The sequence below is a fragment of the Curvibacter sp. EU05-FHT14A10 genome (assembly GCF_058791075.1).
Genome location: NZ_JBYTDE010000002.1, coordinates 350,224 through 368,823 on the forward strand (window position 1 = coordinate 350,224; position 18,600 = coordinate 368,823).

18 protein-coding genes are annotated in these 18,600 nt (G+C 65.2%); 4 read left to right on the top strand and 14 right to left on the bottom strand.

What is annotated here, in order from left to right:
- The first annotated feature begins 108 nt into the window (after window positions 1-108).
- Entirely contained in the window at window positions 109-543 is a 435-nt protein-coding gene (locus AC3WUT_RS04755; RefSeq protein ID WP_492346162.1) for a winged helix-turn-helix transcriptional regulator, read from the top strand.
- Between the two features lie 457 nt (window positions 544-1,000).
- On the opposite strand, the gene dkgB is transcribed toward AC3WUT_RS04755, so the two are convergent.
- Window positions 1,001-1,813, bottom strand: a complete 813-nt coding sequence (gene dkgB / locus AC3WUT_RS04760; protein ID WP_492345923.1) for a 2,5-didehydrogluconate reductase DkgB — start codon at window positions 1,811-1,813, stop codon at window positions 1,001-1,003.
- Window positions 1,814-1,852: 39 nt separating this feature from the next.
- A complete protein-coding gene (locus AC3WUT_RS04765; protein ID WP_492345924.1) occupies window positions 1,853-3,055 on the bottom strand; it encodes an MFS transporter in 1,203 nt (400 codons plus the stop codon).
- A gap of 98 nt (window positions 3,056-3,153) precedes the next feature.
- Between AC3WUT_RS04765 and AC3WUT_RS04770 the strand changes: the two genes are divergently transcribed.
- Window positions 3,154-4,116, top strand: a complete 963-nt coding sequence (locus tag AC3WUT_RS04770) for a LysR substrate-binding domain-containing protein (RefSeq protein WP_492345925.1) — start codon at window positions 3,154-3,156, stop codon at window positions 4,114-4,116.
- Window positions 4,117-4,340: 224 nt separating this feature from the next.
- On the opposite strand, the gene AC3WUT_RS04775 is transcribed toward AC3WUT_RS04770, so the two are convergent.
- From AC3WUT_RS04775 to AC3WUT_RS04785, 3 genes are read right to left on the bottom strand one after another with little or no spacing between them, the layout of a single operon-like run.
- Window positions 4,341-5,201 carry an isocitrate lyase/PEP mutase family protein gene (locus AC3WUT_RS04775; RefSeq protein WP_492345926.1) on the bottom strand — a complete coding sequence of 287 codons (861 nt, stop codon included), beginning with the start codon at window positions 5,199-5,201 and terminating at the stop codon, window positions 4,341-4,343.
- A gap of 17 nt (window positions 5,202-5,218) precedes the next feature.
- The gene (locus AC3WUT_RS04780) at window positions 5,219-5,341 is read right to left on the bottom strand and encodes a hypothetical protein (RefSeq protein ID WP_492345927.1); all 123 of its coding nucleotides are present in this window, start codon (window positions 5,339-5,341) and stop codon (window positions 5,219-5,221) included.
- Window positions 5,338-6,561, bottom strand: a complete 1,224-nt coding sequence (locus AC3WUT_RS04785; protein WP_492345928.1) for an MFS transporter — start codon at window positions 6,559-6,561, stop codon at window positions 5,338-5,340. The genes AC3WUT_RS04780 and AC3WUT_RS04785 overlap by 4 nt, the downstream gene beginning before the upstream one ends.
- Window positions 6,562-6,672: 111 nt before the next feature.
- Here AC3WUT_RS04785 and AC3WUT_RS04790 point away from each other — a divergent pair, with 111 nt between their 5' ends.
- Window positions 6,673-7,602, top strand: a complete 930-nt coding sequence (locus AC3WUT_RS04790; protein WP_492345929.1) for a LysR substrate-binding domain-containing protein — start codon at window positions 6,673-6,675, stop codon at window positions 7,600-7,602.
- Here the strand turns inward: AC3WUT_RS04790 and AC3WUT_RS04795 are convergent.
- The 3 genes from AC3WUT_RS04795 to AC3WUT_RS04805 all read right to left on the bottom strand — a co-directional run bounded on the left by AC3WUT_RS04795 (window position 7,599) and on the right by AC3WUT_RS04805 (window position 10,513).
- Window positions 7,599-8,588 (bottom strand): alpha/beta hydrolase family protein, encoded by a 990-nt coding sequence (locus tag AC3WUT_RS04795; RefSeq protein ID WP_492345930.1) that lies wholly within the window; start codon window positions 8,586-8,588, stop codon window positions 7,599-7,601. The genes AC3WUT_RS04790 and AC3WUT_RS04795 overlap by 4 nt on opposite strands.
- A gap of 315 nt (window positions 8,589-8,903) precedes the next feature.
- Window positions 8,904-9,773, bottom strand: coding sequence for an HD-GYP domain-containing protein (locus tag AC3WUT_RS04800; protein WP_492345931.1), 870 nt, complete (start codon window positions 9,771-9,773; stop codon window positions 8,904-8,906).
- Window positions 9,774-9,964: 191 nt separating this feature from the next.
- On the bottom strand, window positions 9,965-10,513 hold the full coding sequence (locus AC3WUT_RS04805) for a carboxymuconolactone decarboxylase family protein (RefSeq protein WP_492345932.1): 549 nt from the start codon (window positions 10,511-10,513) through the stop codon (window positions 9,965-9,967).
- 139 nt (window positions 10,514-10,652) lie between these two features.
- Here AC3WUT_RS04805 and AC3WUT_RS04810 point away from each other — a divergent pair, with 139 nt between their 5' ends.
- On the top strand, window positions 10,653-11,555 hold the full coding sequence (locus AC3WUT_RS04810; RefSeq protein WP_492345933.1) for a LysR family transcriptional regulator: 903 nt from the start codon (window positions 10,653-10,655) through the stop codon (window positions 11,553-11,555).
- 19 nt (window positions 11,556-11,574) lie between these two features.
- Here the strand turns inward: AC3WUT_RS04810 and AC3WUT_RS04815 are convergent, their stop codons facing one another.
- The 6 genes from AC3WUT_RS04815 to AC3WUT_RS04840 form a co-directional block, all read right to left on the bottom strand.
- Window positions 11,575-11,916 (bottom strand): hypothetical protein, encoded by a 342-nt coding sequence (locus tag AC3WUT_RS04815; protein ID WP_492345934.1) that lies wholly within the window; start codon window positions 11,914-11,916, stop codon window positions 11,575-11,577.
- 85 nt (window positions 11,917-12,001) lie between these two features.
- Entirely contained in the window at window positions 12,002-12,640 is a 639-nt protein-coding gene (locus AC3WUT_RS04820) for a pyridoxamine 5'-phosphate oxidase family protein (RefSeq protein ID WP_492345935.1), read from the bottom strand.
- Window positions 12,641-12,780: 140 nt separating this feature from the next.
- The gene (locus AC3WUT_RS04825; RefSeq protein WP_492345936.1) at window positions 12,781-13,992 is read right to left on the bottom strand and encodes a hypothetical protein; all 1,212 of its coding nucleotides are present in this window, start codon (window positions 13,990-13,992) and stop codon (window positions 12,781-12,783) included.
- Between the two features lies 1 nt (window position 13,993).
- Window positions 13,994-14,809 (bottom strand): outer membrane lipoprotein-sorting protein, encoded by an 816-nt coding sequence (locus tag AC3WUT_RS04830; RefSeq protein ID WP_492345937.1) that lies wholly within the window; start codon window positions 14,807-14,809, stop codon window positions 13,994-13,996.
- Window positions 14,806-17,340, bottom strand: coding sequence for an RND transporter family protein (locus tag AC3WUT_RS04835; protein ID WP_492345938.1), 2,535 nt, complete (start codon window positions 17,338-17,340; stop codon window positions 14,806-14,808). Before AC3WUT_RS04835 ends, AC3WUT_RS04830 begins: the two co-directional genes overlap by 4 nt.
- 14 nt (window positions 17,341-17,354) lie before the next feature.
- Entirely contained in the window at window positions 17,355-18,518 is a 1,164-nt protein-coding gene (locus AC3WUT_RS04840; RefSeq protein WP_492345939.1) for a hypothetical protein, read from the bottom strand.
- Window positions 18,519-18,600 lie beyond the last annotated feature (82 nt).

Consider the following 18,600-nt stretch of genomic DNA (forward strand, 5'->3'; position numbering starts at 1 on the left):
GCGGCTCCTAGGTATAAATTAATAACTAAGTCATGTATTTATTCTGACTTACCAATTCATACAAAGGATGCTATGGTTTCCGCCGTTTCCTCACAAGAAGGCACACGCGTGTCACTTAGTCACACCGAATTGCTGGCCGATATGCCCGCACCTGACGCTGGCGGCTGTCTTGCTACCCGTGAAATCCTGGATCGCATCGGCGACAAGTGGAGCCTCTACATTGTCGCCATGCTGGCCAATGGCCCGCGGCGATTCAACGAGTTGAAGCGCAGCATCGACGGCATTTCCCAGCGGATGCTGACCCTGACATTGCGCGGGCTTGAACGCGATGGGCTGATCACGCGAACGATGTTTGCGACCATTCCTCCACGCGTTGATTACGAACTCACTGAAATGGGAAGAACGCTGTTGGAGCCTGTTATGGCACTGGTCAACTGGGCCAACAAGAACCAACTCGCCATTGCCGAGGCGCATCAACGTTTTGATGAGGAACCGGAGCCGGATCAGGTCTTGGTTCAGGGCGTTGTCTACCAGCGGCGATAAACGAGCCTGGACCGAAGGCTTGTGCAAACACAGCGGCAACATCCAAATGCCGGCTCGCGTTGGGGCCTCTGTCCCAATTCGGATCTTTCTTGGGGTGTCAAGGCGCAATACATTCACCGATCTATCCAAGCAAGAGTTGGTCACGACTGATCGAAAAAATCGCGTGCACCACACGCCGGTTGCCGGTCGCGGCCCCAGCAGCAGGTGATCGCAACCTGCCGCGGCACCGTCGATGCAGACTTCCACGTCGGCAGCACTTCGCGGATCAGCAGCACGGCGGCGGCTGGAGGAACGAAGGGGCGAACGAAGGGGCGAAAGAAGGGGCGTACGGTGACACGTCACGAGCCCGCAGTGCCCGAAAGCCCAGGCGGACTGCCGTACTTGTCGAGCGGGGCTTTGATCCCGAGGCTCAAGTTGCCGGCCGTCAGGCGTGACGGGGTGCATCCAGGGGTACGAGTCAGTCCCACTTCGGGGCCAGACCTGCCGGATCGACTTCGCGACCGTTGCGCTCCAGCGTGGCGATCCTCGCCATGTCGTCAGCGTCGAGTTGCAGATCACGGGCTCGCAGGTTGGAAGCAAGGTTCTCGCGTTGGGTCGACGACGGGATCACGGCATAGCCCAGCTGCAAGGCCCAGGCCAATGCGACCTGCGCGACGGTGGCGTGATGCTTGGCCGCGATGTCAACCAGCACCGGGTCGTTGAGCACCTTGCCATAAGCCAACGTCATGTATGAAGTCACAGCGATGCCTTGCGCCTCCAGGAAGGCGGTGAGCTTGCGGCTCTGCAAGTAGGGGCTCAGCTCGATCTGGTTGGTGGCGATCACACCGGGGCCCACTGTGGCGACAGCCTGCCGGGTCAGCTCGATGTTGAAATTCGAGATACCGATCTCACGCGTCAAACCCTGCTCCCTGGCCGCCATCAATGCGCCGAGGGTTTCAGCAAGCGGCACGGCGCCACCCGGGGAAGGCCAGTGGATCAAGGTGAGGTCCACGTAGTCCGTGCGCAGCTTGGCAAGGCTCTCATCCAGGCTGGTCAGGAGGCGTTGAGGGCCGAGGTTCTCGGTCCAGATCTTGGTGGTCAGGAACAGCTGCGAGCGCGCAACGCTGGACTCGGCGATCGCCAGGCCAAGCTCGGCCTCGTTGCCGTAGATCTGGGCGGTGTCAATCGCGCGGTAGCCAAGCTCCAGTGCGTTGCGCACCGAATCGATGACAGTCTGGCCGGTGAGGCGGAAGGTGCCAAGTCCGAAGTCGGGGATGCGGGGTTCGTTCATGAGGGTCCTTGGGTTCGAGGTTGTTGGGGGCGGTGCAGGTCAGTGCCCCGCCGGGCGGGCGCCATTGAAGCGCAGAGGCACGCCGCTGCGACGATCCAGCGCGCCGCTCCATGAGGTGAGTGCCAGCGACACCAGCACCACCAGCGCGCCGATCCAGGGCGTATGCATCAGCCCCAGATGGGTGACGATCAGGCCGCCGGCCCAGGCGGCGCCGGCAATGCCGAGGTTGAAGGCCGCGATGTTCAGGCCCGAGGCGACATCGACCGCCTGGGGGGCGACGCGCTCGGCCTGCTGCACCACGTAGACCTGCAGACCCGGCACGTTGCCGAAGGCGACCGCGCCCCACAGCAACACCGTCGTGACGGCCAGCCAGGGGTGCGGCGCGGTAAAGGTCAGCATCAGGAGCACGGCGGCGAGCAGCGCGAAGATGATCTGCAGTGCGGGAATCGCCCCCTTGCGGTCGGCCAGCTTGCCGCCCCACAAATTGCCGACGGCCACCGAGACGCCGTAGACCAGCATCACCCAACCGACCGCGCCCGGCGCGAAGCCTGAGATGTCCTGCAAGATCGGAGCGAGGAAGGTGAAAGGGATGAACGATCCCCCATAGCCGATCGCGGTCTTGGCGTAGACAAGCAGCAGGCGTGGCTCGGCAAGCACACGCGCCTGCTGGAGCAGCGACGCCGGCGGCGCATGGCGCAAGTGGCCGGGCACGAACAGGGCACTGCCGACAAAGGCGATCACGCCCAGCGAGGACACCGCAAGAAAGGTCGCGCGCCAACCGAAATGCTGGCCGATGAAGGTCCCCAGCGGCACCCCGGTGACCAGCGCGACCGTCAGTCCGGTGAACATGATGGCAATGGCGCTAGCGGCCTTCTCCTTGGACACCAGGCTGGTCGCCAGGGTCGAGCCGATAGAGAAGAACACACCGTGTGCCAGGCCGGTCAGCACGCGCGCCACGACCAAGGACTCGTAGCCCGGCGCTTGCCAGGCCATCAGGTTGCCGAGCGTGAACAAGGCCATCAGTGAAAGCAATAGCGCCTTGCGCGGCAGCTTGCCGGTCAGCGCGGTGAGCACCGGCGCGCCAATGGCGACGCCGAGCGCATAGAGGCTGACCAGCAAGCCGGCCGAAGGCAAGCCGACGCCGAGGTCGGCGGCGACGGTGGGAATCAGACCGACGATGACAAACTCAGTCGTTCCGATCGCAAAAGCGCTGAGGGTCAGCGCAAACAGGGCAAGTGGCATGGGGGGCTCCGGACAAAATGTCGAGGTCGCAGTGTCCCAACCTTATTGATTCCCAAAAAGCCGCTATCAGGCAGAATTCTCTTGACTAGGAGTCAAGAATGAAAATCAGCCTCGACGAACTGCTCGCCTTCACCACGGTGATCGACAGCGGCTCGATCACCGCCGCAGCCGAGCAACTCGAACAGACGGTTTCTGGCACCAGCCGCGCCTTGGGCCGGCTGGAGAGCAAGCTCGGCACCACGCTGTTGAGACGCACGACGCGCAAGCTCGAACTGACCGAGGAAGGGGTGGTGTTTCTGACGCATGCGCGCGCCATCCTTGGTGCCGTGGAGATGGCCGAAGACCAGATGGCCACGCGCCACCAGCGCCCGGCAGGGCGGTTGCGCGTCAACGCGGCTTCGCCCTTCATGCTGCACGTCGTCGTGCCGCTGATCGGGGAGTTCTGCGAGCGCTTCCCCGAGATCGAAATCGAACTGCACAGCAGCGACAGCATCATCGATCTGATCGAACAGCGCACCGACGTGGCCCTTCGCATCGGCCACCTGCGCGATTCCACCTTGCATGCTCGCCCGCTCGGCAGTTTCCGATTGCGTGTGCTGGCGACGCCCGCCTACCTCGAAGCGAATGGGCGCCCCAAGCGCGTGGCTGATTTGCGAAAGCACCGCCTGATCGGCTTCACGCAACCAGAGAGCCTCAACCATTGGCCCTTGCGCAGCAAACACGGGCAAGCCTACGAGGTCATGCCGAACATCAAGGCCTCAAGCGGCGAGACAGTGAGGCAGTTGGCGCTGGCCGGTCAGGGCATCGCCTGCCTGGCTGACTTCATGACCCGTGATGACCGCATGCGCGGTGACCTCGTCCAGTTGCTGGCAAAGGACACGGTTGAGGTCCTGCAGCCGGTGCATGCCGTGTATTACCGCAACACGCCACTCACGGCACGGATTCGATGCTTTCTCGACTACCTCGCGACGCGGATGCCCACGCCATCGGCACTCGAACAGGATGCCAGCTCATCGTTGCAGGCGCCGGCTGGCTCTTGCGTCAAGTCGTCATGCGGATGACCCCAACAACAGGGGGCAGCCGCTGATGGCCTCTCAGCGTTGTCGCCGGGTGGCGTCGCCCGCAAAGTGGCCGGCCTGAATGGTCACCCAATCAGCGTGGCAAAGCCCAAGGTCTTTGATGACCTCGGCGGGTAGACTGGGCTGGTCGAGGCGCCGTGGGCGCGGCTTCCAGCGGGCTTTGAGCGCGGCCCACGTGCCAGACCAGCGGGCCAAGGCTTGCGCGATCATGGTGCGGGCCCTGGGGCTTGGCGGGCTGGCAGGCGCTTGGCAAAACGCTGATTCAGTTCAGAATTCGGAATCGCTTGATCCGCATAGCTGAAGCGGCCCTGGTGCTGCATGTCTTCGATGGCGCGGCACATGGCGGCCAGCGCGGTTCGAGCCAGCGAGCCGCCGAGGCTGATGCGCCGCACACCGAGCTCGCTCAGCGCCTGGAGACCAAACTCGGGCGAGGCAAACCCCATCATCACGTTCACCGGTCGGTCGACCGATTGCGTCAAGGTGGCGATGTGCTGAAGTGAACGCATGCCCGGCGCAAACAAGACGTCGGCGCCCGCTTTGTCGTAGGCCTGCAGCCTGCAGAGCGCATCATCGAGGTCTGGGTGGGTACAGCAGACGAAGTTCTCAGCACGTGCCGTGAGTGTGAATGGAAAGCTCAGACTTCGAGCGGCCTCAGCCGCCGCCTGAATGCGCTCCACGGCCAATGACAGTGGGTACAAAGGCGCACCGGGGTGGCCGGTCGAGTCTTCGATCGAGCCCCCCACCACCCCGGCCTCGGCGGCACGGACAATGGTGCGGGCGACCTCCTCGGGCGAATGTCCGAAGCCGTTTTCCAGATCGGCACTGACGGGCAGGTGCGTCGCCGATGTCAGCGCCTTCAGATGTTGCAGCGTTCGCTCCAGGCCCACCTGGTTGTCAGGCAGACCGCATGAGAATGCCAGGCCTGCACCGGTGCTGGCCAGGGCCTGAAAGCCCATCTGCTCCAGCAGGATGGCCGAGCCGGCATCCCAGGGGTTGGGGGTGACAAAGGTCTGAGCTTGGGCATGCAAGGCCTTGAACCTGGCCGCCTTTTGGTATTGAGATGTCATGGCAGATCCTTGAAACGTCATGGGCAAAATGTGCTGAGCGCCGCCAGCTTGCGGGCCAGTTCGGGCACCGACCAGGCCTTGAACACCACAACCAGGGCACAGGCCAGGCCGCAAAGCTGAAGCACGCGGGCGGGCCTCATGCGGGCACCTCAGAAGCACTTGGCAGGGCCCGGTCATCGATCGGAAAGTGCAGGCAGGCCGCCGCCAGACCCAAAGCCATGCTGATCACCCACAGCGGCAGGTACGAGTGGGTGGCTTCGAAAACGTAACCACCCAACCAGACCCCGAAAAACGCACCGAGTTGATGACCGAAAAACACAAAGCCGAACAAGGTGCTGAGGTAGCGCAGGCCAAACACCTGCGAGATCAGCCCCGTGGTCAAAGGCACGGTGCCCAGCCATAAAAAGCCCATCACCGCACAAAACGCATACAGGCTCCAGGTGCTGAGGGGCAGCAGCACAAACAAGGCCATGGCGGCAGACCGGATCAGGTAGAGGCTGCTGAGCAGGTGCTTGCGCCGGCCCTGTCCGCCCAGCCAGCCGCACGCATAGGTACCGGCCACATTGGCCAGGGCAATGATGGCCAGGCCAGTGACGGCCTCCGACGCCCGCAAGCCCTGGTCCATCACATAGGCCGGCAGGTGCGAGGCGATGAAGGCCAGTTGAAAGCCGCAGGCCAGAAACCCGAGGCTGAGCAACCAGAACCCACGGTGCGAAAACGCCTCGGCCAGCGCGGCCTTCAGGCTTTGCTGCCGCTGGCCCCCGGCCTGAGGCCGGTCCTGGATGGGCAGCACACAGGGCAGCAGCATGACGCAGCCGGCTGCCAGGGCCGCCAAAGCCCCGGCCCATCCCAGGCTCTGGATCAAGCCCTGCGACAAGGGCACGAGCACAAACTGCCCCAAGCCGCCGACCGCGCCAGCCACACCCAAACCCCAACTGCGACTTTCCGCGGGCAGCATGCGGCTGAGCGCACCGTACACCACCCCGAAGGCCGTGCCAGACAAGCCCAGCCCCACCCCCAGACCAGCACAGAACAGGAAACCAGAGGGCGTCGCCGCCACCGACATGCCCAGCAAGCCCAGGGCATACAAGAAAAGCCCCCCCACCAGCACAGGGCGCGAACCATGTCGGTCCGCCCACATGCCGGTGAAAGGTTGCGCCAGGCCCCACAGCAGGTTTTGCAAGGCGATGGCCAAACCGAAATCTTCGCGCGACCAGCCCCGGTCCAGGGTGATGGGCAACAGAAAAATGCCTTGCGCGTGGCGCACCCCCAGCGACAAACCCATGATCAAGCCGGCGGACAAGACCAGGGGCCAAAGGCTGGAGGAGCTTGGCGATGAAAGTGGTTGACGAGACTGCATGTGTTTTTACATTCTTTTTGAGAATGTGAAAATGAAAGAACAGCCTCATTAAAATCTTCAAGCTTCTTCTATTCAAACGACTTCTAGTCCCCACTTACATTCATATTGAGAATGTCAAAACCCCTGGTCAGCTTGCCCTCCCTCGACGGTATCAAAGGCTTTGTCGCCGTGGGCCGGCGCATGAGCATCACCTTGGCGGCCCAAGACCTTTGTTTGACGCAATCTGCCGTCAGTCGCCAGATCCAGACGCTGGAAGAGGCCCTGGGCATGAAACTTCTGGAGCGCGGCCATCGCCGCATCGCCTTCACCCCGGAGGGTGAACGGCTGTTCCGCAGCGCCGATACGGCGGTGCAGCAGATTCAGGACGTGGTGGAAGCCCTTCAGCCAAGCCGAGGTGCCAAGCTGGTCACACTGACCACCACCGTGGGCTTTGCCGGGCTGTGGTTGCTGCCTCGGCTGGGCCGGTTCATCGAGGCCCATCCCGACATCGATGTGCGCATGTCGGCGGGCAATCGCCTGGCCGATCTGCAGGCCGAGGGGGTGGACCTGGCCATCCGCTACGGCAACCACCACTCGGTGCCGGCCGGTGCCCATCGCCTGTTCAGCGAGACGGTGGTGCCGGTTGCGCACCCCTCGCTGAGCGCGGGTGCGCTGATCAAGCCCGAGCAATTGGCCCAACAGGTGCTGCTGGAGTTCGACGGCCCCTACCGCCCCTGGCTGCAGTGGGGCGAGTGGCTGGCCGCACGAGGCTGGGCAGGAGTTCGGCCCAGAGGCATGCTGCGATTCAACCAATACGACCAGATCATCCATGCCACCGTGGCCGGGCAAGGCATTGCACTCGGTCGCCAACCGCTGGTGAATGACATGCTGGCCGATGGCCGTCTGGTGGAACTGCCCTGCCGCCCCCCCCTGACCGGGTCGGAGCCCCTGCAGGACGATGGCCACGCGTTCTGGTTGATCCAGGCCGACGCCCTGCCCCGCCCTGAAGTCAGGAAGGTGATCGATTGGGTACTGGCCCAGTCTGCAGGGCTGGCGAGCTAGCTCGCTACATTTGGCCAGGCTCGCCCCTGGCGTGTCTGCTCGCCCTTCAGGCCGGGGTGCAGTCGAGCGTGGCCCAACCAATCCAGGGCCAAGGGCCAGAGGCTGTGCTCAAAACGTTGGTGAAAGAACGCGAAATGCCCCACCCCCGCGGCACCCGCCTCGCCCAGGGCCCGGGGGTCAAGGTGCAGATGAACCCGCTCGCAACCCGAAAAATAGGCCAACAGGCGATCGATGGCGGCCACGGTTCCAAATTCGTCGTCGCTCAGGCTCAGTGCCAGCAGATCGGCCTGCAGGGCTGCAAACCGGCTGACCAGCGCTTGCCGCTCCGCCACACTCAGTGCCGCCTCGCCGCGGCGCCAAAGGTCTTCAAACCGCGGGGCTGGCGAGGTCCAGTCACGCACCACGCCCTTGGGCGTGTCTTCCAGCCAGCCAAGGCGCTTGCCTGGAAAGTAGCCGAACACCGCCGTCAATGCCGGCATCACCACATGCCATTTGAGCCACATGCGCCAGCGCTTGTCGCGGGCATAGTCCCGCCAGTGCGCGTACTGGGCCCCCACGGTGAACGCGCGCGAAACCAGCGCGCTGGAGGGCGCCAACCCGATCAGAAAGCCCCCCACGCTGTGACCCACCACCTGGATCGGCTGGCCCGCAAACCGGTGCCTTGCCCACTGCAGCACGGCCTCGAAATCCAGCCGCCCCCAGTCGATCCACCCGGCCCGAAAGCCGCGCAGACTGGGGGGACGCGACTCGCCAATGCCCCGGTAGTCGTAGGTCAGCACATCCCATCCGTGTTGATGCAGATACGCCGCAAACCGCGCGTAATACCGGCAACACACGGAGGTTGCAGGGTTGATCACCACCACAGGCCGCGGTGTGGTGCCGCAGGCGCTGCCGCCATGGCGCCAGCATTGGCCCTTCAGCCGATAGCCATCGCTTGCCGTGATCTCGATGGCCTGAGGCAAAGCGGTGCGTCTGGGGTGGTTCATCGTTCGATCCGGGACGGGTTCAGTGAAAAAGAGTCCATGGGTCGAATCTAGCGATGCAGAAAACGGCTTCAAGCGAAAAAATGGACGCCCACGCATGAGGCGCATGCATGGGTGACAGTGGCGCCTGGGCCTTGGGGACTGCAATGCCGACGCGACGTCGATGAAGGGGCTCAAAAGCCATCCAAACTCAGCCCAGGCGATCGCGCCCCGCCAATCCGGCCCATTTCAAAGACCCAGACCCGAGCGGATGCCCTGCGGCACTGCCGGTACTGGCTGCGGTGCGGCCAAGAGGCCGTGCCCTGGCAAGGCAGGCCTTCAAAGCCCCGTCAACGCGTCGCCCCAATCAAGCACCAGGGCCTCGATCTGGACCCGGTCCAGCCCAGGCTCCAGTTCGGCCGCCGTCGCAGGCTCGCCGGTCGGTACGGCACGGAGCCCGTGTGCCGTGTCGGCCCAGGCAAAGCGCGCCGTGCAGGCCGGACAACCCAAGTGGTCGCCCGCGCGCGCACTGCGTGTGCGGACAAGGGTGGGCCCACAGACCGGACAATGCTGCAACGGCATGGCCTCGTCGCTGTGGCCCACGATGGCGTCGAAAGCGCCGCGACGGCCCATCTGCACGAACGTGCTGCCCAGCGCCAGATCAAACTGCTGGCCGAGCTCGGATTCGATGATGTCCAGGGCTTTGGCGATGGACATGCCGGTGCGGTAGGGCCGAGTGCTGGTCATGGCATCGAAGGCATCGCAGATCCCCACCAGGCGGGCGTCGTGCGGGATCTCCGTATCGACCAGCCCCATGGGGTAGCCCCGGCCGTTGGGCATTTCGTGGTGGTGGTGAATCACCTCGACGACCAGCGCCGCCAGGGGATGGCCAGCCAACATGCGAGCTCCGACCCTGGGGTGCGTCTTGATCGTGGCGAACTCTTCATCGCTGAGTCGGCCCGGCTTGCGCAGGATGGCATCTGGAATGCCCACTTTGCCCAGGTCGTGCAAAAACCCGGCCACGGCGACGCGACTGGCCTCACGCGGCGTGCTGCCCGACGCCAGCGCCAGTGCATGGGCCATGCGAGCCACCCGCCAGAGGTGACCACCGGTATAAGGGTCACGCGCCTCGACCATCCAGGCAGAGACCAGGAGGCTGGCCAGCAAAGCCTGGCGCAGCGCCCCTGCTTCATGATTCGGTGCTTGCATTTCGGAATTTCTCATGTCTCGTCTGCGGGGGCGCCATGGCGCGAGCCAAAGCCATGGGCCGCCCCCTTCCCCGCTGCACGGGTCTTCAGCGCTGGGGATGTCGTGCCGCCCGGTCGCGGGGCGCCCGACGCCAAGAAGGTGCTTCGGGTCGCGATGGCGGGGTGCAAGGTGCCAGCGTGTGAGCCAGAAGCTCAGGCCGCCTGCCGGGCGCTGACCCGCGGAAAGTCAATGTCGGTCTGCGCCACGTTGTTGACGTAGTTGGTCAACACGTTGAGCGCGACGTTCAAGACAATCTCCAGCACAGCGGCTTCGTCGAAGCCGGCGGCACGCAGCGTGGCCAGGTCAGCGTCAGACACCTGGCCCCGCGTTTCGGCCACCCGGCGGGCAAAATGCAACGCGGCGGCGGCGCGCGCATCCTCAGAGCGGCCATCGCGGGCCGCGTCGATTTCGCCGGCACTGAGCTTGGCGACGTTCGTGCTCAGGTAGCTGTGCACCGACAGGCAGTAGTCGCAGCCATTGAACTCGGCGATGGCCAAGGCAATGCGCTCGCGCAGCGGATGGCTCAAATGGCCCTTGTTCAGGGCACCGTTGAGCGCCAGATAGCCCTCCAGCGCGGCAGGGCTGTGGCCCACCAGTTTCATCAGGTTGGGCACCACACCCAGTTGCTTTTCGACGGCGGCCAGCAGCGGCTTGCTGGCGGCGAGGGATTGGTCAACGGTAGGGATGCTGAGTCGGGACATGTTCAATCTCCAAAGTGGATCAAAGGGGTTTCAGGTTTCGCATCCGCTGCGTATTCAGCGAATGGATGAACTGTCGTTGAATCGGCAGACGATTAGAATCACATAAAAACCCAATTCACCATTACGAATGGAGGAACAATTGGATCGACTGCATCTCATCAATGTCTTTGTGGCGGTGGTTGATGTGGGTGGCTTTGCCGGGGCAGCCCGCAAGCTGGGCATTTCCCCTCCAGCCGTGACCCGGGCCATCGGCGAGCTGGAAACCCACTTGGGGGCCCGGCTGCTGACGCGCACGACGCGGGTTGTGCGGGTGACCGAGGCCGGGGCCCGTTATGTGGAGGACTGCAGGCGCATCCTGGCGGAACTGGCCGAGGCCGACGAGTCGGTCAGCGGCCTGCACGGGGCGCCCCGGGGGCGCCTGACGGTCACTGCGCCCATGTTGTTTGGCGCGCTGCATGTGACGCCCGTGGTGACTGAGTTTTTACAGCGCTACCCCGAGGTCACGGCCTCGTGCTGGTTTCTGGACCGGGTGGTGAACCTGACGGACGAAGGCGTGGATGTGGCCGTGCGCATTGGCGAACTGCCGGATTCCTCGCTGCAGGCGGTTCGGGTGGGCAGCGTGCGCCGCGTGATCTGTGGCGCCCCCAGCTACCTGGCAGAGCACGGTGAGCCGCAGCGGCCCGAAGACCTGCTTGGCCACACGCTGATTTCGGCAAATGCGGTCACGCCGGCACCCGAGTGGCGCTTCAAGGTGGCCGACGGGATCAGCGCAGTCAAGGTCACGCCACGCCTGCTGACCACCACCAACGATGCGGCCGTTGCAGCCACCGTGGGCGGGTTTGGCTTGACCCGATTGATGTCCTACCAGGTTGACGAGTTGGTACGCAAGGGACAACTGCGGCGGGTGCTGGAGCCATTTGAATTGGCGCCGCTTCCGGTGCACCTGGTGCACCGGGAGGGCCGCCATGCCTCACTCAAGGCACGGGCCTTCCTCGACCTGGCGCTGGAGAGGCTGCGCGAGCGCCTGGGCGCCCTCGCCTGAAGCGATGGCGGCAGGGCTCTCAGGCCGTCTTGCTGACGATCAGGTTGCAGACCTGCTCGTGAAGGTCTTGCAGATCTTGGGGTGCCTGCGAGAAGTTCATCTTCTGGTCCATGCGCATGCGCGCATCGGCCAGCGCGGCCTTGCTCGGGCGATCCCATTGGGGCCCGAGCAAGCCTTTCATGACGACGGTGGCATGGTGCTCGGCCTGCTCATCGCTGAGGGGCCTGCCCAGCAAGGCCGCGCCGCGCTTGAGTGTCTCGCCATGGATGGTGACAAAACAACCGAGCATCGCGTCGCGCGCTTCGACCGGGGTGATGGCGGCGTCAGAACGGGCCTTGCTGAGCATTTGCTTGATGTGCATGAGAGAACTCCTTGGGTTGAGGCGGGATGGGCAGGCCAGCCCCGGTGGCCTCGCACCGGGACTGAGGTAACAAAGGCGCGACGGCTCAGGTCTGGAGCGACGGAGCGGCCTGCAAGCTGGCCCGAAGGCGGGCCACTTCGCCTCGCAGTTGTTCGAGTTCGGTGCGCAAGGGCTGCACGGCCTGCTCGACCTCGGCCTCAGTGAAGCGCGGCGTGATGTGCTGCGGGCAGTTCCAGTCGAAGGCCTCGACAGCGATGACGACTGCCCGTTCGACCTGGGCGCGGTAAGACGGCAGCCTGAGCTGCGCCAGTACTGCGGGGGCTTCGGCCTCACTCAGCAAGCGCACGCGGCCAAGGATCTTCAGGCGCTGCCGGCTCGCGTAGTCCATCAGCATCAGCGAGACGCGCTCGTTGCCGCCCAGATTGCCCACGCTGATGTACTGCCGATTGCCGCGAAAGTCGCCATAGGCCAGGGTCTTGGCATCCAGCACCTTGAGAAAGCCAGCCGGGCCCCCTCTGAACTGCACGTAGGGCCAGCCAGTTTCGCTGACAGTGGCCTGGTAGAAGCCGTCACGCTCACGGATGAAGTCAGCCTCCAACTCGGTCAGCACGTCGCGCCTGTCGTCAGTGCGGTCCAGTTGGGCGTAAGCCGATCGGCTGCCCATGCGGGTCTGCATGGCACGCACCGCAGGCGTGAAGGCAAGATCAGAGTAGGCGCGGCTCATGGTTCGGTCCCTCAGGGTTGACGCCGTCGCGATGGGTGCAACAGGCGATGCAACTATCGTCGGGCCCCGCCAAAAACAGAACGCCTACCGGCCCGAATGCAGTGTTCCGCCGAGCGGAATGACGGCATCCGGGGTCCGGCCTACAGCCGCCACAACAGGCTGGCGGTCCAGCGGCTGAGGCGCCGGTACTGGCCCCAGAAGGTGTCCGGTTGCCCAGCAATGGCCACAGCCCCCAAGGTCAGCTCCAGCTGGTTGTTGAGGCGCCGCTGCGCCTCCAGCCGGATGAAGCGCTGGCGCTCACCCGGCTTCCAGCTGCCTTCCAGGCTCAGGCGCCAGGCCTCGGGGTCATCGGTCTGTTGCTGCGCACGGGCCAGCATCTGGTGGTTGAACAGCCGCCTGAAGTCCCACCACCCTTCGGGGATCTCGGGGGAGCGGCGCACGGCGTATTCGCCCTGCCACTGCAGAACCAGGTGCCAGTCCTCATTGCCCGGGCCATTCAGCGTCTGTTCAATGCCCGCCACCCATTGACTGAAGCTGTCGCTGCGCCGGGCCTGGTGCAGCCCCCACTCCAGACGCAGCAGAGACTGTGACCCCAACTCACGGACATGCCCCAGCGCCACGGCATTGAGCCGGTCTTGCAGCGGCTGCAAGGCGGGCAGACCAGCGTCGGTCTGCGCCCAGACCGCGGTGGGCGCATGGCTGTGGCCGTGGTAAAGAACCAGGCTGGTGTCGCCACCCAGCGCCTGCCCGGTCCAGCGCAAACCGAGCTGGGCCTGTTGCGCTGGGTGTTGCACCGGCAACAGGCTGATGCCCACGGGCAACGCGGGCGCCCAGACGCCGTCGGGCAGGCGCGAGGCCGTGGCCCCAGGGCTGAAGACCAGCTCCAACTGATGGCCAGCCTGGGCATGGCGCAGGCTCAACGAGGGCAGCGCGATCTTGCGCGAGCGGGTCGGGTCACGCCAGTCGCGGGGGTTCAGCAGGTCGCTGGGCGAAACCGTGTCGGTGACGCCCCAGTCGTGGACCTGTCGGCCCAAGGTCCATTGCCAGTGCCCCTGTCGATGCCGGTAAAAGGCCTGCCCCAGGCGAGCCTCCTGCACACCCCGGGCACGCCACAGGCCCTCCAGCTCCAGGTGCCATTGCTGCTCGTCGGCCTGCTTCCAGTTCAGGTGCTGTTGCCAGCGTGTCTCGGCTTCATCGCTTTCATGGCCCTGCCAGCCCAGACCGAGCCGGGTTTCACTGCGGGCATCGCTCGACCTTTGCCACGGCCCTGGGTCGGCGACAGCCGCAGCACCTGATGCGCCGGCCCAGACCCCCAGGGCCAGCCACCACACCGCTTGCTTGCTGAGGTTCATGTCAGTCGTTGCTCAGGTCGTCTGGGTTGAAGCGGTTGGCGATGGTACCGGGGTCAAATTGACGCTGGGTGATCTCGATCACCGTGCGGCGGTCCTCCTGCAGGTTGTCGATCACCACCTGCAGGGGGCGCCAGCGGCCCGATCCCTCCAGTTGCAGCTGCGGGTGGCGCTGCACCTTCAAGAGCCGGCCCTGGGTGTCGTGGTAGTCGATGCGCTCCACCGCCAAAGCGGGCGTCAGCTGGATGATCCGTTTGCCGTACGCGCTGAGCACGCCCGGCTTGGGACGGGCTTCGATGCGCCAGCCGGTAGGGTCGGCGGCCAGCAACTGGTAGTCAAAATCGGCCACCGCCTCACCCAGCAACTGGCGGTTGTCCTCGAACGTGAGGTCGGTACCGCCAAAGTAGCGGCTCTCGCGATCACCACTCAGGCGCCGGGCCTGGGTCCAGCTGGGCATGCGCAGCCACATCTGGGTGCCGTTGCCGGCGGCCTGGGCCTGCCTGACCACCAACAGGCCCAGGCCTTTGTCCAGCGCAGGTTCAGTGAATTGCACCCGAACCTTGTCGCCCTCGCTGGAGAACCGGGTCCACCGGACCAGGGATTTCAGTTCAGGCTGGCGCTGGGGCCGCTCCACACGCACCCGGATCTGCTCCAGCTCGGTCTGGACACCGCTGCGGTACAGACTCCAGCTGCGGGCGATCAACTGCGCGGGATCGGGGGGCGCCCCCCAGGCGCTCCAGGCCCCGCAGGCCAGCCCGGCGAGGCAAAAAAGGCTGAGAGCCCGCCGCCCGATGCAGCGCGGTGCTGGGTTGTGCATCATGTCAGGGCCTCCGGGGCCAGGGTGGTGTCTGCCTCCACGCAACTGCGCAGCACACCGGTCATGAGAAACAGCGCACCAAAGGCGCAGGCAAACAGAAGCACCATCATCATCAGGCCCAGTCGCTGGATGGGCAGGAAGGGCGAGCACAGCAAAAAGCTGAAACACACCGCGTTGAGTTGGGCATCGATCAGCGTGACCCGCCCGCGGTCATGCAAGGCGTAATGCAGGGCCGCATCCGGCGAATCACCCTGGCCCAGCCGGCTGGCAAAGTCATCCACCACATAGATGTCAAAGTCGATGGCGGCATTGATGCCCAGCGCCGTGGCACACGCGGTGGCCTGGTCCAAGGGGATCTGGCAAAGCGCCATCATCATCACCACCAGCGAATAGGCAAACACGAAGGGCAGGCTGATGGCCAGGGCGCTGCGCAACGGGGCCAGCGTCCGGGCGCCCACCGCGCGGCTTTTGCGCTGGGCGACCTGCCGCCAACCCAGCCAGATCAGGCACACGCCCAGCACCAGCGGGAACGACGTCAGGACGTTCAGAGGCTTGCCCTGGCTGATGTACTGGTCGGTCTGATGGTAGGTGTGCAAGCGGCCAAAGGGCAGCACCTGCAGGCCCGGAAAATCGTGTTCGGCCAGCGCCATCGTCGCATCGGCGAAATCACGCAAATCGCGCGAGTTGTCTGCCGCGTGGGCGGCATACAGCACCAGGCCCTGGTCCGACCAGAAGTAGCCGGCCAGCTTGTCGTCATCCAGATCCCAGCGGATCATCTGCAGCAGCTCGTGGGCCTGGGCCCGGTCGTGTGGCAAGGCCGCGTGCACGTCGGGGCTGCGCTCGGCCAGCTGGCCCAGCTTGTCGAGCACCGAGCGCACCGGCATCGCCCCCGGCAGGGCCGCCACCCGCTTCTGAAATTCAAAGGCCTGGGCCAGAAAGGCAGGGTCTTCGATGGCGGCCTGCCCGGCCTGGGCGTGGCGCGGCAGCACCAGGTAGGACAGGCGCGCGAAGCCCGCGCCACCGGGCCGGTTGAGCATGGCACGCGCACGGTCGACAATGGTGTGGGGCAGGTAGTCGATCGGCCGTTCCTGCACCTTGACCCAGGCGTTGGCGGGGTGCCCGACATCGTGCAACACGATGCCCAGTGCGCCGCCCAGGGCCAGCCCGGTCAGGACCAGCGAGGCCAACAGACTCTGCTGTGGTCGCAGGGCGGCGATCAAGCGCCAGGCGGCCCGGGGCGGCCCATCGATCACCTGCAGGTATCGCGCATGCAGGCGGCTCAGCCGACCCGACCGATGTGGTCCCAGCTCGTCGGGCAGCCCACCCACGCACAGATGCAAGGCCGGCAGCACATGGCCTGCCAGCAGGCGCTGCAAGGCAATGCCCAGAGCAGACAGCACGCCCACCTCCATGATGCCGCGAATGCCAATCTGGGGCAGCGTGGCAAAGTTCAGGAAGGCGATCAGGGCCACCACATTGAACTTGCCGCGCAAGCCTGCGCCCACCTGGCGCCACCGCTCGGCCGGCGGGGTGGCCGGGTGCTCGCGCCAGGCGTCGTTGTAGGCCTCGAAGGCGCGCACATTGAAAGAGATGCCCGACACGATCAAGGCTGACAACACCAACAGAAAATACACCCGCTCATGCACCGGCAGGCCCTGAAAGCGAAGCCCCAGCCAGTCCATCACCGGGATGGCGGCGCGCACCAGCACGAAGGACATGAGGATCAAGGCGCTGACCTGCAAGGCCTGGCGCCACGACCCGAGCGAGAACACCGCCGCCAGGGTTGCAATGAGCAGGCCCAGGGTCGAGTAGAACAGCACATCCGAGATCAGCGCGTAATGCATCAGGCCCCGGGCCACGGCCCACCCGCCCAGGCTGACGTTGGCATAGGCGGGGGCTGGCCGGATGTCCCCTTTGAACAGCATCCACTGCCAGGTGGGGGTGTCGCGCTGCTCAAGGTAGCGCGCGCAGCGCTCAAGAATGCCTTGCTCGCTGTAGTCGGGCGGCAAAAAGACCACGATCTGGGCGTGATCAAAGCCAGGGCCGATCAGCACCGGATACACCGAGCGGTCCTGCTGCACCTGCTGCTTCCAGGCGGCCAGGTCGAAATCGGCCGCAACATGGCCATGGAGGTCCAGCAGAGCCTGGGACAGGTGGGGGCGACTCTCCAGGGTGGCCCTGCCCTGCTGCGCATCGACCCGGTAGTCGGCGCTGTTGCTGGCCAGGCTCCAGACCACCCCCTCAGGAAACTGCGCGCGAAGCTCCTGGCTCATGCGGATGATCTGGCCCAGACCCTCAGCGCCGATGCCCTGCGGAAAATCCAGGACAAAGGACAGCGTGTCGCCCTGCGTGAGGTCGGGGTGGGCGGCCGCCTCGCGCTGCCAGCGCTCGTAGCGGTTGTCGCCATCCAGCAGCGCGTCCTGAACAATGCCAGCGCTTTGCACATGCAGGTTGAGCCAGGCCCCTGCCAGGGTGATCAGCAGCGCAAACGCAACCAGCCACCGCGCTCTTGTCGGGTTGAGCATCAGGTTCATGATCGGCGCCGGATTCAGGTGGAAGATGCCGCACCCAGGCCCGCGTCGCTCATGCACGCGCCGCCTGCGGGCATCTGCTCCAGCCCGAAGTCGGTCACCAGGCGACCGAAGCAATGGGGCGCTGGCAGACCCAGATCCAGGGACTGGAAGGCCTCGCGCACCAGGGCCATGTTGCCGTCTGTGACCTCGAACCAGTCACGGGTGAGCGCGCTGGGGTTGTGCTCCCGGTACACCGCGTGGAACAAGGACATGGCCTCGGCGAAGCAGCCAAAGACCGTGCCTTGCGACAGGTGAAGCTTGTTCCAGCTGAGTGGGCCCAGCACGTATTTCAGGTGGGGCGAGTGGCCATTGCCGGCGTCCTGGCGCACCACCTTGCCTGCACAACGGGCCAGTGTTTCCGCGTCCAGGTTGGCCGGTTCGGCCACATCCACCACCAGCAGACGCCGGTGGGGCCGGCGCAGGTGATCGACGGCGGCGGGGTCCAGCTTCGATTCTTCGCTGTGGGTGCAGGCCACCACCACATCGAAATGGCCGGCATGCTCAAGGTCACTGGTCACCTGGATACCCGTCTCGGCCCAGAACCGGGACAAAAGGCCGGCGTTGACCCCATAGCCCACCACATCGTGGCGTTGGCGCTGCAGCTCGCGCGAGACCGCCGAACCCAGGATGCCATAAGCCCCGATCACCAGAATGCGGGGCCGCAGCAGACCCGCCCGGCGAATCGCGCGGGCCACGTCGTGGCAAAGCAGGTGGGCCGTGCCGTTGTCGCCGATGGTGAAAAGCAGCTCCGGAAAGCGCTCGCGCAGCTCGGCACCGTCGCGACCGAACAGGCGCTTGGTCGAGGCGGCCAGCAGCACCACCCGGGCGCCCTGGTCTTGCGACCAGGCCACGGCATCGATGAAGACCTTCTTGGCGCGTTTGCGCTCCTCGCGGTCGACCATCTGCGCCGCGGTGAACGGGATTCCCCGCACCTGACCCGCCACATCCCCCAGGTAGATGCGGGGCCCGCTGGCATGGCGGTGCGCCGGCGAGCCGGCCGGAAAAAAGCGCCGTCGCTCGGCTTCGTCGCGGATGTTGGTGATGAAGGCCACATCGAGGCCGGGGCGGTCGGTCAACAGGCGCATGGCCTTGCGGTGGTCTGCGGCGGCAAGCGCTGCGCGCCAGAGTGTGCTGAGCATGGGCGGGGTTCCTCCGGGCCCGTCGATTCCCGTTGGGAATGTGTCGGCTGACCCATGGCGTCCATGCTAGAAAAGGCCCGAG

Coding starts and splice junctions, on each gene's coding strand:
- dkgB (WP_492345923.1), bottom strand. CDS start 1,813: ATGAACGAACCCCGCATCCCCGACTTCGGACTTGGCACCTTCCGCCTC.
- AC3WUT_RS04765 (WP_492345924.1), bottom strand. CDS start 3,055: ATGCCACTTGCCCTGTTTGCGCTGACCCTCAGCGCTTTTGCGATCGGA.
- AC3WUT_RS04770 (WP_492345925.1), top strand. CDS start 3,154: ATGAAAATCAGCCTCGACGAACTGCTCGCCTTCACCACGGTGATCGAC.
- AC3WUT_RS04775 (WP_492345926.1), bottom strand. CDS start 5,201: ATGACATCTCAATACCAAAAGGCGGCCAGGTTCAAGGCCTTGCATGCC.
- AC3WUT_RS04780 (WP_492345927.1), bottom strand. CDS start 5,341: ATGAGGCCCGCCCGCGTGCTTCAGCTTTGCGGCCTGGCCTGTGCCCTG.
- AC3WUT_RS04785 (WP_492345928.1), bottom strand. CDS start 6,561: ATGCAGTCTCGTCAACCACTTTCATCGCCAAGCTCCTCCAGCCTTTGG.
- AC3WUT_RS04790 (WP_492345929.1), top strand. CDS start 6,673: ATGTCAAAACCCCTGGTCAGCTTGCCCTCCCTCGACGGTATCAAAGGC.
- AC3WUT_RS04795 (WP_492345930.1), bottom strand. CDS start 8,588: ATGAACCACCCCAGACGCACCGCTTTGCCTCAGGCCATCGAGATCACG.
- AC3WUT_RS04800 (WP_492345931.1), bottom strand. CDS start 9,773: ATGCAAGCACCGAATCATGAAGCAGGGGCGCTGCGCCAGGCTTTGCTG.
- AC3WUT_RS04805 (WP_492345932.1), bottom strand. CDS start 10,513: ATGTCCCGACTCAGCATCCCTACCGTTGACCAATCCCTCGCCGCCAGC.
- AC3WUT_RS04815 (WP_492345934.1), bottom strand. CDS start 11,916: ATGCACATCAAGCAAATGCTCAGCAAGGCCCGTTCTGACGCCGCCATC.
- AC3WUT_RS04820 (WP_492345935.1), bottom strand. CDS start 12,640: ATGAGCCGCGCCTACTCTGATCTTGCCTTCACGCCTGCGGTGCGTGCC.
- AC3WUT_RS04825 (WP_492345936.1), bottom strand. CDS start 13,992: ATGAACCTCAGCAAGCAAGCGGTGTGGTGGCTGGCCCTGGGGGTCTGG.
- AC3WUT_RS04830 (WP_492345937.1), bottom strand. CDS start 14,809: ATGATGCACAACCCAGCACCGCGCTGCATCGGGCGGCGGGCTCTCAGC.
- AC3WUT_RS04835 (WP_492345938.1), bottom strand. CDS start 17,340: ATGAACCTGATGCTCAACCCGACAAGAGCGCGGTGGCTGGTTGCGTTT.
- AC3WUT_RS04840 (WP_492345939.1), bottom strand. CDS start 18,518: ATGCTCAGCACACTCTGGCGCGCAGCGCTTGCCGCCGCAGACCACCGC.